Here is a 13,383-nt window from a genome sequence, read left to right on the forward strand (position 1 = left end):
TAAGGACCTACGGTTTCAGATCACCGAGTGGATCGTAGGGTTTGGCGGGAGCCTTGGGATTGTCACCCGGCTTTACATCCCTTGGCGCCTTGGCCGGGCCAATGGGATCGACCGCCGGATCAGCAAGGTCAGGGGAATCGGGATCAAAATCCAACTCATCGCCAGATGAATGCTCGGACGAGTGCGGGCCATCGGGGGTATTGGAATGTGCCATGGACACCTCCTGGTGGCCCGATGAAAACCGGGCCTTATCCATCAGAGGCTGACAACGTGCGGTGGTGCCGTGCGGGTGACGAACGGACTTACTGGGCGCTCAACGCTTTTTTCGCCCGGGCGGCGGCTTGCTCTTGCCCCGCCTGAGCGAGATCGTTCGCTGCCTTGAGCCAGCGCTGCTGATCGACGTTAGCCGGGATTTGCGTGGGTGCCTGAATCAACACCGCCCATCCACCGGCATCCTTGAACGCCGATTCGAACGAACCGAAGCTCATCAGCAGCCGCTGGTCCATTCCGGCGCGCAACAAGACGGTCTGCTTCTGACGGTTGTACCCGCTCAGAATCGCGTAACGCGGCTCGGACCAGAGCGCCGAGCCTTCAGTGAAACGCACCATCACCGGATAACCGGCCGCGACCTGGGTCAACAAGGCCGGCAGATTACTGTCGAGGGGATACACCATCATCCCGTATTCACGGGCGAGGTTCTGCATGTTCTGTTGTAATTGCGCTTCGCCGCCCGGCAGGTGCAACGGCTTGTCGAGCAAGCCCGGGGTGATCACGATGCCCTGTTGCGAGAGCATGCTGGCCAGCACTTGCGGCCCGCTTTGATTGGCCACGCCCTTGTAGAACCTGCCGCTGAGTTCGACACGCTCCGGCAAACGCTTGATCTCTGGGGAGACGCTCCCGGCGCACCCCGCCAGACTGGCAACACACCCCACAATCAGCGTCGCCGCTAGAATCCGAGAAATTACCCGCACCATCATCACTCTCTTGTTCAGACGCCAGGCAATCGCATTCCCGGCTTAGCCGTCGATCATAGGACGCCACGCGCCAGCGGTATAGCCTTAACCGGCAGTTGATGACCTTGGATAGAGCGAACTGATTGGTCAGAGTCGACCTTCGGTCAATAGCCTGAAACACGCCAGCGACTAGACTGTCACTTGCAAGGTGAGTGTGCCCGCTGCAGGGCAAAGAGGAGGCATCGATGAGCCTGACAATGACAATCGTGATGTTGATTTCCGGCTGGCTGGCCGTTGCCGCCGCCATGTTGTGGGGCGTTCTGCGCATTACCCGTCGGCATTATCATCCTCCGGTTCAACCAGTAAAACCCGCCAAGGCACCCGGCCATCACGCCAGCGCCCACTGACACCTATACCCGAATTGCCCCTGTAGGCGCTGCCGCAGGCTGCGATCTTTTGACTTTGACTTCCTATAGATCAAAAGATCGCAGCCTGCGGCAGCTCCTACAGGGTTCAGTGTGAACGCTTTTTGTAGGAGCCGGCTTGCTGGCGATGGCGTCATTGAGAACGCCATCGCCAGCAAGTCCAAGGTCAAGCTTCAGCGGCTACCCGCTTCTGCCGGGCCCGACGCGACATCATGTTCAGCATCTCGATCGCTGCCGAGAACGCCATGGCGGCATAGACGTAGCCTTTCGGTACGTGGGCGCCGAAGCCTTCGGCGATCAGCGTCATGCCGATCATGATCAGGAAGCCCAGCGCCAGCATCACCACCGTCGGATTGTCGTTGATGAACTTGGCCAGTGGATCAGCCGCGAGCAACATCACCAGTACCGACACCACCACCGCGATGATCATGATCGGCAAATGCTCGGTCATGCCGACAGCGGTGATGATGCTGTCGATGGAGAACACCATGTCCAGCATCAGGATCTGACCGATTGCAGCGGCAAAGCCCAAGGTCACAGTCGACGTCGCTGACTTCGGATCTTCCGGAGCCGGGTCCATGCTGTGATGGATCTCGGTGGTGGCCTTCCACAACAGGAACAGGCCACCGGCAATCAGGATCATGTCTTTCCAGGAGAACGCGTGGCCAAGAATCTCGATCACTGGCGCCGTCAACTGGACGATGAACGCGATGGTGCTCAACAGACCCAGTCGCAGGATCAACGCCATGCCGATACCAATGCGCCGCGCTTTCTGCCGATGCTGCTCGGGCAGTTTGTTGGTCAGGATCGAGATGAAGATCAGGTTATCGATGCCGAGCACGATTTCCATTACCACCAGGGTGGCCAGGGCAACCCACGCGGTGGGGCTGGCAGCAAGTTGTAAAAGGTATTCCATGGGTCAGTCCTGACTCGTTGTAAGACGGTTTAGATTTCCTGGGAGGAAGATTCGGTTTTTTCCGACTCTTTTTCCGTTGATTCTTTTTTGCTGATCAACCCGCCAGTGGCATCGCTGAGTGCTTGTTCGGCGGCTTTGTGGGTGTCGTCGATGGCTTGTTTTGCGCTCTCGGCGGCTTTACCCATCAATTGTTGAGCACTTTTCTCAGCCTGATCGCAACCGGCCAATACCAGTAAAGATGTGATCACCAGAGCCGTGGCTTTAATTTTCATGATGCTTCCCTCAATAGAACGAACGGGACCGAAACGATGGCCCGTTGATAGCGACGCATTCTAGGGAGACAGACACTTCAGGAAAATTCGTATTTTCAGCGCGTATACTTCGGTTTTTACGAATCCAGAATTCCAGTTTTTTTGTAGGGCCCGTATAGATGCTGAATTACCGACAGCTGCATTATTTTTGGGTGGTGGCCAAGACTGGCAGCATCGTGCGCGCCTGCGAACAGCTGAACCTGACGCCGCAGACCATCAGCGGGCAGATCTCGCTGCTCGAACAAACCTATGGCATCGAGTTGTTTCGCCGGGTCGGCCGACAGCTTGAGCTCACGGAGGCCGGTCGGCAGACCCTGCCCTACGCCGAGCAGATGTTTCAATTGGGTGGCGAATTGGAGTTGATGCTGCGGGCGCAGCCCAACGAGCAGCAGATTCTGTTCCGGGTCGGCGTAGCTGATGTGGTGCCCAAGTCCATCGTCTATCGCCTGATCGCGCCGACCATGGAACTGAGCGAACCGCTGCGCATCACCTGTCGCGAAGACAAGCTTGAACGGTTATTGGCCGACCTGGCGATCCAGCGCCTGGACCTGGTGATCTCCGACAGCCCCATGCCCTCGCACCTGGACATCAAGGGCTATAGCCAGAAACTCGGGGAATGCGGGATCAGTTTCTTCGCCACCTCTGAGCTGGCGGCGCGTTACGGCCAGGACTTTCCTGGCAGCCTGCACGGCGCGCCGCTGCTGATTCCCGGCCCGGAAACCGTAGTGCGTAGCCGTTTGCAGCGCTGGTTCGCCGAACAGCAGATCCAGCCGAAGATTGTCGGCGAGTTCGATGACAGCGCCTTGATGCAGGCCTTCGGGCAATCCGGCAGCGGGATTTTCATCGGCCCGAGCGTGATTGCCGATGAAGTGAAACGCCAGTATGGCGTGGAGGTGATTGGCCAGACCGACGCGGTGAGCGAGTCGTTCTATGCCATTTCGGTGGAACGCAAGGTCAAGCACCCCGGCATTGTCGCTATTACCGAAGGTGCCCGACGCGAGCTGTTTACCGAACTGTGAAGCGTCAGGCGCAGACTTCGCGCGGCTTGAAGGTCATCAGCGCGATGGCCAACAGGATCGAGGCCAGGATAAACGCGGCTGCGGCGAAACCGAGGCCTTGCAGGCCAACGCTGTCGATCACCCGGCCGCCGATCATCGCACCCAGGCCAATCCCGAGGTTGGCCCCGGCAATGTTCAGCGATGCCGCGAACGCCGGCGCTTCCGGCGCAGCCTTCATCAAACGCACGTGGCTGACCAGGAACAACGCCGCCTGAGTCACGCCCCAGATGCCCATCGCTGCCGCCAGTCCCATGGGCGAATGAATGTTCGGCACCAATGCCACCAGGCCGGCGATCATGAACGCGCAGAACATCATCGAAGCCATCAGCGGATGACGATCCACCGCACGGCCACCCAGAGAGTTGCCGATCAGTCCCACCGCACCGAAGCCCATCAAACACCAGCCAACCACCGTACCGTTGAAACCGGCCAGGCGTTCAAGGATGTCGGCCAGGTAGGTATAAGCGGTGAACATGCCGCTGAACACAATCACCGACAGCAACACGTGACCGATCATCAACGGGCTGCGCAGGATCTTGAACTGTGAACGAAAGCTCACTTGATGCTGATGCAGACTGGTTTTCGGCAGGTAGATAAACAGCAACAACGCCTTGGCAAAGGCGATCACCGCCAGAATGCCAAAGGCACTACGCCAGCCGAACGCATCGGAAATCAGCGTACCCACCGGAATGCCGAACACCGTGGCGCAAACAATGCCAAAGCCGATCTTGGCGATGGCGCGTCCGGCGTAGTCCGGCCCGACGATGTCCACCGCCGTCTCGCTGGCCAGCGCCCAGAACACCGGCAGCCCCAGCGCCGGAATCAACCGGGCGAACGCCATCACCCAGATGTTCGGGGCGAAAGCCGCGAGGGTGTTGGCCAGGCCAAACATTATCAGCACCGAAATGAACAGCTTGCGCCGCTCGAAGCGGGCGAAAAACGCCGTGAGGAACGGCCCGAACGCGGCAACGGTGAAGGCGAACAGTGTGACCAGCAACCCCGCTTGCGGGATGCTGACGTCCAGATCACGGGCGATGGCCGGCAACAGGCCGACGATGATGAACTCCGTGGTCAGCACCGTGAAACCGGCAGCGGACAACAGAAGAATGGGTAACAACCGCATGCAAAACTCCAGAAAACGACGACACCAGCGATAGCCCGAAGGCTCACTGGCAAACTTGAAAATGAGGATGGCGAAGCTTAACAGAGTGTTTCCAGATGCGGTTGCACGAACCTGCAAATCCCGTTGAACACATGGGTGGCAGATCGTCACAGGTCTGAAGGATTATGCCGACGCTATGATAAAGTCGCGGCCTTCATGCCGAAACACTGAACCTGTGGCGAGGGAGCTTGCTCCCGCTGGGCAGCGAAGCGGCCTCAACAAATGGGCCTGCTGCGCAGTCCAGCGGGAGCAAGCTCCCTCGCCACAGGGTCATCAGTGCTGGCTTAGCCCCGTGTTCCCCCTCGGTTTCCCACCTGCGGCCTGCCCTGTTCGTTGCCGCAAACCTGCGAAACCATGCATTTATAAAAAATCAGAGATGCCGTTTTATGACCACTTCACCCTCGCTATTGCAACGCCTCAAACGCCTGAGCCTGGTCACGCAGATCGTGATCGGCCTGATCGCCGGTATTGCCCTGGCCCTGTTCGCGCCTGAAACGGCGAAGTCCACCGCGTTTATTGGCAAAGTGTTCGTCAGCGCACTGAAAGCGGTCGCACCAATTCTGGTGTTTGTGCTGGTCATGGCGTCAATCGCCAACCACAAGCACGGTCAGGAAACCCATATCCGGCCGATTCTGTTTCTATATTTGCTCGGCACCTTCGCTGCGGCGGTGGTCGCGGTAGTGGCCAGCATGATGTTCCCGTCGAGTCTGGTGCTCTCGACCCAGGATGTCGCGGTGACGGCGCCGGGCGGTATCAGCGAAGTGCTGCAAAGCCTGTTGCTGAGCGTGGTCGATAATCCGGTGAGTGCGCTGATGAACGCCAACTTCATCGGTATTCTGGCCTGGGCCATCGGTATGGGCATCGCCATTCGTCATGCCGGTGACACCACCCGCGAAGTGCTGGGTGATTTGTCCAACGGCGTGACCTTGATCGTGCGCCTGGTGATTCGTTTCGCGCCGCTGGGGATCTTTGGCCTGGTGGCGTCGACCCTGGCCACATCCGGTTTTGGTGCCTTGATCGGTTACGCGCATCTGCTGGCCGTGCTGTTGGGCTGCATGCTGTTCGTGGCGCTGGTGATGAACCCGGCCATCGTTTTCTGGAAGCTGCGCCGCAATCCTTATCCGCTGGTGCTGATGTGCTTGCGCGAAAGTGGCATTACTGCGTTTTTCACCCGCAGCTCGGCGGCGAACATTCCGGTCAATCTGGAGTTGAGCAAGCGCCTGGGCCTGCATGAAGACACTTACTCGGTATCGATTCCGCTCGGCGCCACCATCAACATGGCCGGCGCGGCGATTACCATTACCGTGCTGACCCTGGCGGCGGTGCATACCTTGGGGATTGCCGTGGACATTCCGACGGCGATCCTGCTCAGCGTTGTAGCGGCGATCTGTGCGTGTGGCGCTTCGGGTGTGGCGGGTGGTTCGTTGCTGCTGATTCCGTTGGCGTGCAGTTTGTTTGGCATTCCGAGCGAAATCGCGATGCAGGTGGTGGCGGTGGGTTTCATTATCGGGGTGTTGCAGGATTCGGCGGAGACGGCTTTGAATTCTTCTACGGATGTGCTGTTCACGGCGGCGGCTTGTCTGGGTGAAGAAGAGAAAACTGAGCGTTTAGCGTAAAAAGATCAAAAGATCGCAGCCTCATTTCACTCGACAGCTCCTACTGAGGCACGCGTACCTCTGTAGGAGCTGCCGAAGGCTGCGATCTTTTGATTCACCATAAAAAAGCCCGCCAAGGCGCAAACCTTGGCGGGCTTTTTTGTGGCTGGGCGGTTTAGAACGCGCCCATGTAATCGCGCTTGCCCACTTCCACACCGTTGTGACGCAGCAATGCGTAGGTGGTGGTGACGTGGAAGAAGAACTGCGGCAGGCCGTAGCTGAGCAGGTAAGCCTGGCCACTGAAGCGCTTCTCTTTCGGCGTGCCCGGACGGGTGATGATTTCGATGCCTTCCTTGCCGTTGATCTGCTCTGGCTTGATCTCGCCGATGTAGGCCAGAACCTTGGCGATCAGTGCTTGCAGCTCGGCGAAGGTGGTTTCGGTGTCTTCGTACTTCGGCACTTCGACTTCGGCCAGACGCGAGGAGACGCCTTTGGCGAAATCAACGGCGATCTGCACCTGACGCACCAGCGGGAACATGTCCGGGTACAGGCGAGCCTGCAGGAATGCGTTCGGGTCGATGTTTTTCGCGGTGGCGTGGGCTTCGGCCTTGTTCAGCACATCGCTCAAGGCATTGAGCATTTGTTTGAAAACAGGGACGGAAGCGTCGTACAGGGAAATGGTCATGGCAGTCTCATGTGGTGACAGGAGGGAAACGTGGGCCGATTATAGCCATGCCCGCCCCTTCTGCGGCTTGTCTTTTATCTTGCAAGGATTACGCTAGGCGGCTTCAACGGCATGCTTCGACTGCATAGGGAAAAGCGCGATGAGCACTGAACAAGAACAGACTTTCGACGAACCGCGCCTCAACAGCACGGAAATCCGCATTCTCGGTTCGTTGATCGAGAAACAGGCCACCAGCCCGGAAACCTATCCGCTGACCCTCAATGCCCTGGTGATTGCCTGCAACCAGAAAACCAGCCGCGAGCCGGTGATGAACCTGACCCAGGGCCAGGTCGGCCAGAGCCTGCGCGCCCTCGAGGGCCGTGGTTTCACCAAACTGGTGATGGGCAGCCGCGCGGATCGCTGGGAGCACAAGGTCGACAAGGCGCTGGAATTGGTACCGGCCCAGGTGGTTCTGGCGGGGCTGCTGTTCCTGCGCGGCCCGCAGACGGTCAATGAACTGTTGACCCGCAGCGGCCGCATGCATGATTTCGAAGATGCCGAACAGGTGGTGCATCAACTTGAGCGCTTGATTGCCCGTGGTCTGGCGCTGCTGATTCCCCGTCAGGCCGGTCAGCGTGAAGACCGGTATATGCATGCGCTGGGTGATCCGGCAGATATCGACGCAATTCTTGCTGCACGGCAAAACCCGGTCGAGCGTGGTGGCGCAAGTGGTGTTTCGGTTGAGCGAATCGAAGAACTCGAGGCGCGGATTGCGGCGTTGGAAGAGCGATTGGCGCGGCTGGAATAACCGTTTTCAACTCCTTTCAAATAAACCCTGTGGCGAGGGAGCTTGCTCCCGCTCGGCTGCGAAGCAGTCGCAAACCCGGCGAATCGATTTTTTCAGAATGACCGCACCGCCTGGTTTCAAGCCTGCTCCGCAGCCCAGCGGGAGCAAGCTCCCTCGCCACACGTTCGCGCGCTTTCGGGTCAGTTACTCCCCATACCAGTAATCGACACCATCCCCCGGCCGAGCCACCGCAACAAACCCCGACGCATTGCCCTCGGCATCGACCTTGAAGTCATCCATCACCGCATACTTTCCGGAATCCGGGTACTCGCAAATGTCCGGCGATTGCTGGGTGCTGACCGCCAGGTATCGCAGTTCGCCGTTGCTGGTATTGATGATCTGGTGTGCCTTTTCAGGGCCGCCCGCCGGGCAGGCAATCACGTCCCCGGCGCGGATCGCAAAGCGATCGGCGCCAAGGCGCACTTCCCCTTCCCCGGCCACCACGTAAAACATTTCTTCGTTGACCCGATGACTATGAAATGGACTTCCGCGCATGCCCGGCTCCAGCGCATACAAGCGATACCCGAGCTTCTGCGCTCCCAGTTGCTGGCCAATGCGCGCCTGACGCTGTTGATAGCGACCGGCGGTTTCACCGGTTGGGGCAAAGGCTTCGGGCAGCGGTTCGAGTTCGACTTGATTCAGGTTGAGAATGGGGGGATGCATGGAAACCTCCTTGATCTTGTTGTAAGGCAACCAGCAAAAGATCGCAGCCTGCGGCAGCTCCTACAGGGTGCACATAAATCCCATGTAGGAGCTGCCGAAGGCTGCGATCTTTTGATCTTCAACTGCGCGCAAACGCCACCGCTTTCTGGAACTGCTCATCCGTCGGCCGAACACCGGTATAAAGCACAAACTGCTCCAGCGCCTGGATTGCGATCACTTCCAGGCCGGTGATCACTTGCTTGCCTTCAGCACGACCGCACACGATCAGCGGTGTTTCCGAGGGAATCGCCACCACATCAAAGACAATGTCCGCTGCCACAATGACTTCAGCATCAAACGCCAATTGACCGGCCTCCGGCCCCCCATCCATGCCAACCGGCGTGACGTTGATCAGCATTTGCGGGCGTCGGGCACCCAGCTCTGCCTGCCATCCATAATCCAGCGATTCAGCGAGCGCCCGGCCAGCAGTCTCGTTGCGGGCCACGATCAGGCCGTTTTTGTAACCGCCATCACGCAGGGCACTGGCCACGGCTTTGGCCATGCCACCGCTGCCACGCAGGGCAAACGTGGTGTCCTTGGGGACTTCGTGGGTTTCCAGCAGTTGCGCAATGGCAATGTAATCGGTGTTGTAGGCTTTGAGATGGCCCTTGGTGTTGACGATGGTATTGATCGATTGAATGGCGGCCGCGGAGGCGTCCAGCTCGTCAACCAGAGCAATACAGGCTTCTTTGAACGGCATCGACACGCCACAGCCACGAATGCCCAGGGCACGAATGCCGCCAACAGCGCCCGCAAGGTCCTGGCTACTGAAAGCCTTGTAGTAGAAATTCAGCCCCAATTGCTCATACAGATGATTGTGAAATCGCAGGCCAAAATTGCCTGGTCGTCCGGAGAGAGACATGCACAATTGCGTGTCTTTGTTGGGGTTCATCTGCATGTGAAGCTCCTTCCAATGCACTTTCGGATGGACGGGATTAGCCAGTCCACCGTGTTCTGATCGATAGTATTGCGGTGCCTGTCCGCACCCTCAAATGATCGTAAGCAAGCGGGTACAGACCTTACACAAAATTTACCCAGCGGCTGTGCTGATTTTGCAAAAAACGCTGTCTTAGAAGTATCCCCGCGACAATCCTTGAGTCTATTGCAGACACAAGCGCCGGGCGAAGAACCGAGGAATTATCATGATCCGTAAAATCCCCACAGTAGCCTTGCTGATCGGCGCTCTCGCTGTCGCAGGACAGGCGCAAGCCCATGGCGGGGGTGGTAATGACGCGGCGGTATTTGGAGCGATCGTCGGCACGGCCATCGTCGGCTCGGCCCTGATCAACGCCAACCGGCCGGTGTATGTCGCGCCACAACCGGTGTATGCACAACCGGTCTACGCGCAGCCGGTCTATGCCCAACCGGCACCGGTTTATGTCGCACCGCCACCGGTTTACTACCAGCCGGCGCCGGTCTATGTGCAGCAGCCGATCTACTACCGTCCGGCACCGGTTTACTACGGACCACCCCGTGGCTATTACGGCCCGCCACGCGGTTACTATGGCCCTCCACACGGCTACGGCCACTACTGACGCAATCATCAAGCCCTGCTGCAATAGCGGGGCTTTTTTTTGCGACCGCTCTACGCTCCAGCGTGGTTACACATCCGTCGCCGCCCAGCTAAATCTACCGGTCAAAACACAGCGCATTTCAAGCTACGCCCGTTGCTGCGCGTAGGACGGTTCTTAGGACCTTTCTGATTTACATTTTGAACATTAAATCCGTTTCCGGACTATCCCCCAGCATCTACGCCCCCTTGCGTCTTTCATCCGGCAAAAACCCTACGAAGCCACCACATCGCCATCATTGTGCCCATGAATTTGCGCCCGCTAACGTCCAGCCATCACGGCTCACTCAGTGGACAGGACGTCTTACCTGATCCTGCGGCTGATACTTTCAGGAGTGCTCCAGGCTTAAGTCGGAGCAAAAATGTTAAATGGACCTAGCCGCTATCTTTGCGCCCCGGAATCGGCGCTTGTTCAACCTAACCACCGCGACCAGCGATGAGCAGGCGCTGCTCCTTGAGCACTTCAGCGGCACAGAAAAAGTGTCGACGCTGTTCAGTTTCGAGCTGTCGCTGATCAGTCGCGATGCCGGGCTGGAGCTGAAATCATTAATCGGCAAACCCGCGCTGCTCGAGATTGAATTGGGGAGTGGCGAGTCCCGCTTCATTCACGGATACATCACCCGCTTCAGCCTTTTGAAAAGCGACGGTGGCCTGGCGTACTACTCAGCGACACTCAGCCCGTGGATGTGGATGTTGTCGCGACGTTTCGACTGCCGGATATTTCGGGAGCAAACGATTGAGGACATCATTCGCACGGTGTTTGCGAACTATGGCGCACTGCCCCGGTTTGAGTTCCGCATTAACCAGCCTTTGAAAAACCATAGCTACACCACCCAATACCACGAGAGCGATCTGAGTTTTGTCTTGCGCTTGATGGAGCAGGACGGCCTGTTCTTCTACTTCGACCACACGAAGCAAGGGCACAACCTGATCATCACCGATCAATCAAGATCCCTGGCTCCACTGCCGCAGCAACCGCAGATTCGTTACCACAGTGCCTCTGTCACCGAGAAAGCCGACTCGATCACCCAATGGAGCAGTCATCGAGAGCTGCAATCGGGAAAAATGGCCATCCAGACATTCGACTACAAACAACCCAGACATCGGCTGCCCATTCACATGCGCGGCATAAACGATCAGGGCGACGTCGAGCCCTACGAGGTTTACGACTTCCTGGGGCATTACAGCCATGGTCTACCCGAGGGCGGCGAAACCCTGGTACGCCATCGCATGGAGGCCATGGAAGTTCAGGGCAAGCGGTTTACCGGTAGCAGTACCTGCCGGGCCATGCAGCCGGGGTACACCTTTGAATTGACCCAGCACTTTGATCACGAAGGGGATGTAGCGGCTGATCGACAGTTCCTGCTGCTATCGGTCGAGCATCAGGGTCGCAACAACTACCTCACGGATGAACCGGCGCAGTACAGCAATCAGTTCACCTGTATCCGCCAGAAAATCCCTTACCGGCATCCGATTACAGTGCCGCGCCCGAGAATTGCAGGGCCGCTCAGTGCCATTGTGGTCGGCCCCGCAGAAGAGGAAATCTTTACCGATGAAATGGCTCGCATCCAGGTCAGGTTCCACTGGCAACGGGCGGACAGCCTACCGCTCGGCACCACTTGGGTAAGGGTGGCTATGCCCAGTGCCGGCAGCGGTTTTGGCCATCAGTTTTTGCCGCGAATTGGCCAGGAAGTGCTGGTGACGTTCCTCGGAGGCGACATTGACCGCCCTCTTGTCACTGCGGTGCTGTACAACGGCGACCACTATCCTCCGCACTTCAGCAATGCAACAGGTTTGCCGGGCAATCGGGCGTTGTCGGGAATCCAGACCCAGGAACACAAGGGCCGTGGCTTCAACGAACTGCTGTTCGATGACACACCAGGAGCGTTACGCGCGCGCATGGCAACCACCCATCAGGCCACGGCGCTTAATCTGGGCAAACTGACTGATCCTCGAACTGACGGCAAGGCCCGGGCGCGCGGTAACGGCGTTGAGCTGCGCACCGATGCCGCCATTGCATTGCGGGCAGCCCAGGGCATGTTGCTGACGACCTATGCGCGCCAGAATGCGCAGGGCTCGCAGCTTGATCGGGAAGAACTGCTCAAGTTGCTGGCCGAATGCGGCGAACTGTTTCAAACCCTCGGCCAAACTGCCGCTGCACGGGGTGGCCAATCGGTGGACCGCCAAGGCATCGAAGCGCTCCGTGAGTCCTTGAGCCAATGGCCAGCCCCGGACAGCAACAATCCCGGCGCCCCGCTCATGGCCGTTGCGGCTGAAGCGGGAATCACCAGCGCCACGCCTCGCTCGCAAATTCATTACGCCGGTGAAAACCACGACACCACCGCCCAGGATCATTTGCAGTTGACCAGCGGCGCGGCCATGCGCCTTCAGGCCGGCAAAGGTATCAGCGCCTTCGCCCAGGATGAAGGCATCAGCGCCATTGCCAATCGCGGCAAGGTGCTGATCCAGGCTCAGGAAGACGACATCACCGCCAATGCCCAAAAGAACCTGCACCTGTCTGCGGCCGAAGGCGAGGTCGTGATCACGGCGCCCACCATTCGACTGGTAGCGGACGACGGCAGCTTCATCAGGATTGGTGGCGGCGTGGAGATTGGTACGCAAGGCAAGGTCTTGGTGCATGCCAGCGATCACGATTGGACAGGACCCAAGACTGACAGTGCTTCACCGCCCTTGTTCGGCCGTGACTCTGCTGCCCGACGCGTGGCTCTTCACTATCCCGGCCATGACGATACCGGCGCCCGATTGGCCGCCGAGCACGCTTACCAAATCGAAATGGAGGATGGCAGCGCGGTGCAAGGACTGACGGATTCAAGCGGACTGACCGAACAGGTGGAGAGAGAGGAGATGCATCAGGCGCAAGTGGCCGCGTTGCGTGGCAAAGACCCGAAAGGTGGCAGCCAATGAGCCGCGGAGATATGCATTGTGTAGCGCAAATCACGACCCGCCTGCTGCCCAACTTCCACGCCCCACTTAAAATGGAGGTTCCCGCCGACCTGCCGGGGGTGGTGATTTTCCTGCACGGCGTGAACGATCCCGGGGCGTCGTATGAATCAGTGGAAACCGGGTTGTGTCAGGGGGTGAACGAGCGGCTGGATCGGCCGGATCTTAAGGCGGGGCGGTATGGGGCTAAATACCAAAAGGCCAAAGAATCGCCTCGGG

At 58.6% G+C, this 13,383-nt stretch carries 14 protein-coding genes and 1 pseudogene; 7 read left to right on the forward strand and 8 right to left on the reverse strand.

The window, feature by feature from the left end; genetic code table 11:
• Positions 1–7: 7 nt before the first annotated feature.
• Together KGB21_RS27035 and KGB21_RS27040 are read right to left on the reverse strand one after the other, a co-directional pair.
• Complete coding sequence (locus KGB21_RS27035; RefSeq protein ID WP_034146813.1) at positions 8–214, reverse strand: DUF6021 family protein; 207 nt, start codon at positions 212–214, stop codon at positions 8–10.
• A gap of 88 nt (positions 215–302) precedes the next feature.
• Positions 303–974 carry a peptidase C39 family protein gene (locus tag KGB21_RS27040; RefSeq protein WP_411741422.1) on the reverse strand — a complete coding sequence of 224 codons (672 nt, stop codon included), beginning with the start codon at positions 972–974 and terminating at the stop codon, positions 303–305.
• A 224-nt stretch (positions 975–1,198) separates the two neighbouring features.
• Between KGB21_RS27040 and KGB21_RS27045 the strand changes: the two genes are divergently transcribed.
• On the forward strand, positions 1,199–1,360 hold the full coding sequence (locus KGB21_RS27045) for a hypothetical protein (RefSeq protein WP_223507253.1): 162 nt from the start codon (positions 1,199–1,201) through the stop codon (positions 1,358–1,360).
• Between the two features lie 184 nt (positions 1,361–1,544).
• On the opposite strand, the gene KGB21_RS27050 is transcribed toward KGB21_RS27045, so the two are convergent.
• Both KGB21_RS27050 and KGB21_RS27055 read right to left on the reverse strand, forming a co-directional pair.
• On the reverse strand, positions 1,545–2,294 hold the full coding sequence (locus KGB21_RS27050; protein ID WP_223507254.1) for a TerC family protein: 750 nt from the start codon (positions 2,292–2,294) through the stop codon (positions 1,545–1,547).
• Between the two features lie 29 nt (positions 2,295–2,323).
• Complete coding sequence (locus tag KGB21_RS27055; RefSeq protein ID WP_034146810.1) at positions 2,324–2,566, reverse strand: hypothetical protein; 243 nt, start codon at positions 2,564–2,566, stop codon at positions 2,324–2,326.
• 158 nt (positions 2,567–2,724) lie between these two features.
• Between KGB21_RS27055 and nhaR the strand changes: the two genes are divergently transcribed.
• A complete protein-coding gene (gene nhaR, locus KGB21_RS27060; RefSeq protein ID WP_223507255.1) occupies positions 2,725–3,624 on the forward strand; it encodes a transcriptional activator NhaR in 900 nt (299 codons plus the stop codon).
• Positions 3,625–3,628: 4 nt separating this feature from the next.
• Here the strand turns inward: nhaR and KGB21_RS27065 are convergent, their stop codons facing one another.
• The gene (locus KGB21_RS27065; RefSeq protein WP_034146808.1) at positions 3,629–4,786 is read right to left on the reverse strand and encodes an MFS transporter; all 1,158 of its coding nucleotides are present in this window, start codon (positions 4,784–4,786) and stop codon (positions 3,629–3,631) included.
• 425 nt (positions 4,787–5,211) lie between these two features.
• Here KGB21_RS27065 and sstT point away from each other — a divergent pair, with 425 nt between their 5' ends.
• The gene (sstT, locus tag KGB21_RS27070; protein ID WP_223507256.1) at positions 5,212–6,441 is read left to right on the forward strand and encodes a serine/threonine transporter SstT; all 1,230 of its coding nucleotides are present in this window, start codon (positions 5,212–5,214) and stop codon (positions 6,439–6,441) included.
• A 154-nt stretch (positions 6,442–6,595) separates the two neighbouring features.
• Here the strand turns inward: sstT and KGB21_RS27075 are convergent, their stop codons facing one another.
• Positions 6,596–7,105, reverse strand: coding sequence for a DUF1993 family protein (locus KGB21_RS27075; protein ID WP_223507257.1), 510 nt, complete (start codon positions 7,103–7,105; stop codon positions 6,596–6,598).
• 139 nt (positions 7,106–7,244) lie between these two features.
• Here KGB21_RS27075 and KGB21_RS27080 point away from each other — a divergent pair, with 139 nt between their 5' ends.
• Positions 7,245–7,892, forward strand: coding sequence for a YceH family protein (locus tag KGB21_RS27080; protein ID WP_223507258.1), 648 nt, complete (start codon positions 7,245–7,247; stop codon positions 7,890–7,892).
• Positions 7,893–8,075: 183 nt separating this feature from the next.
• Here the strand turns inward: KGB21_RS27080 and KGB21_RS27085 are convergent, their stop codons facing one another.
• Both KGB21_RS27085 and KGB21_RS27090 read right to left on the reverse strand, forming a co-directional pair.
• Complete coding sequence (locus KGB21_RS27085; protein WP_223507259.1) at positions 8,076–8,594, reverse strand: cupin domain-containing protein; 519 nt, start codon at positions 8,592–8,594, stop codon at positions 8,076–8,078.
• 118 nt (positions 8,595–8,712) lie between these two features.
• Positions 8,713–9,531 (reverse strand): shikimate 5-dehydrogenase, encoded by an 819-nt coding sequence (locus tag KGB21_RS27090; RefSeq protein WP_223507260.1) that lies wholly within the window; start codon positions 9,529–9,531, stop codon positions 8,713–8,715.
• Positions 9,532–9,775: 244 nt separating this feature from the next.
• Between KGB21_RS27090 and KGB21_RS27095 the strand changes: the two genes are divergently transcribed.
• The 3 genes and pseudogenes from KGB21_RS27095 to KGB21_RS27105 all read left to right on the forward strand — a co-directional run.
• The gene (locus tag KGB21_RS27095) at positions 9,776–10,168 is read left to right on the forward strand and encodes a hypothetical protein (RefSeq protein ID WP_223507261.1); all 393 of its coding nucleotides are present in this window, start codon (positions 9,776–9,778) and stop codon (positions 10,166–10,168) included.
• A 404-nt stretch (positions 10,169–10,572) separates the two neighbouring features.
• Positions 10,573–13,128 (forward strand): type VI secretion system Vgr family protein, encoded by a 2,556-nt coding sequence (locus KGB21_RS27100; RefSeq protein ID WP_223507262.1) that lies wholly within the window; start codon positions 10,573–10,575, stop codon positions 13,126–13,128.
• A pseudogene (locus KGB21_RS27105) lies at positions 13,125–13,383 on the forward strand (hypothetical protein); the annotation flags it as partial. The gene KGB21_RS27100 and the pseudogene KGB21_RS27105, both read left to right, overlap by 4 nt.

The organism is Pseudomonas sp. GL-RE-29, assembly GCF_019947275.1.
Taxonomy (GTDB): Bacteria; Pseudomonadota; Gammaproteobacteria; order Pseudomonadales; family Pseudomonadaceae; genus Aquipseudomonas; species Aquipseudomonas fluorescens_A.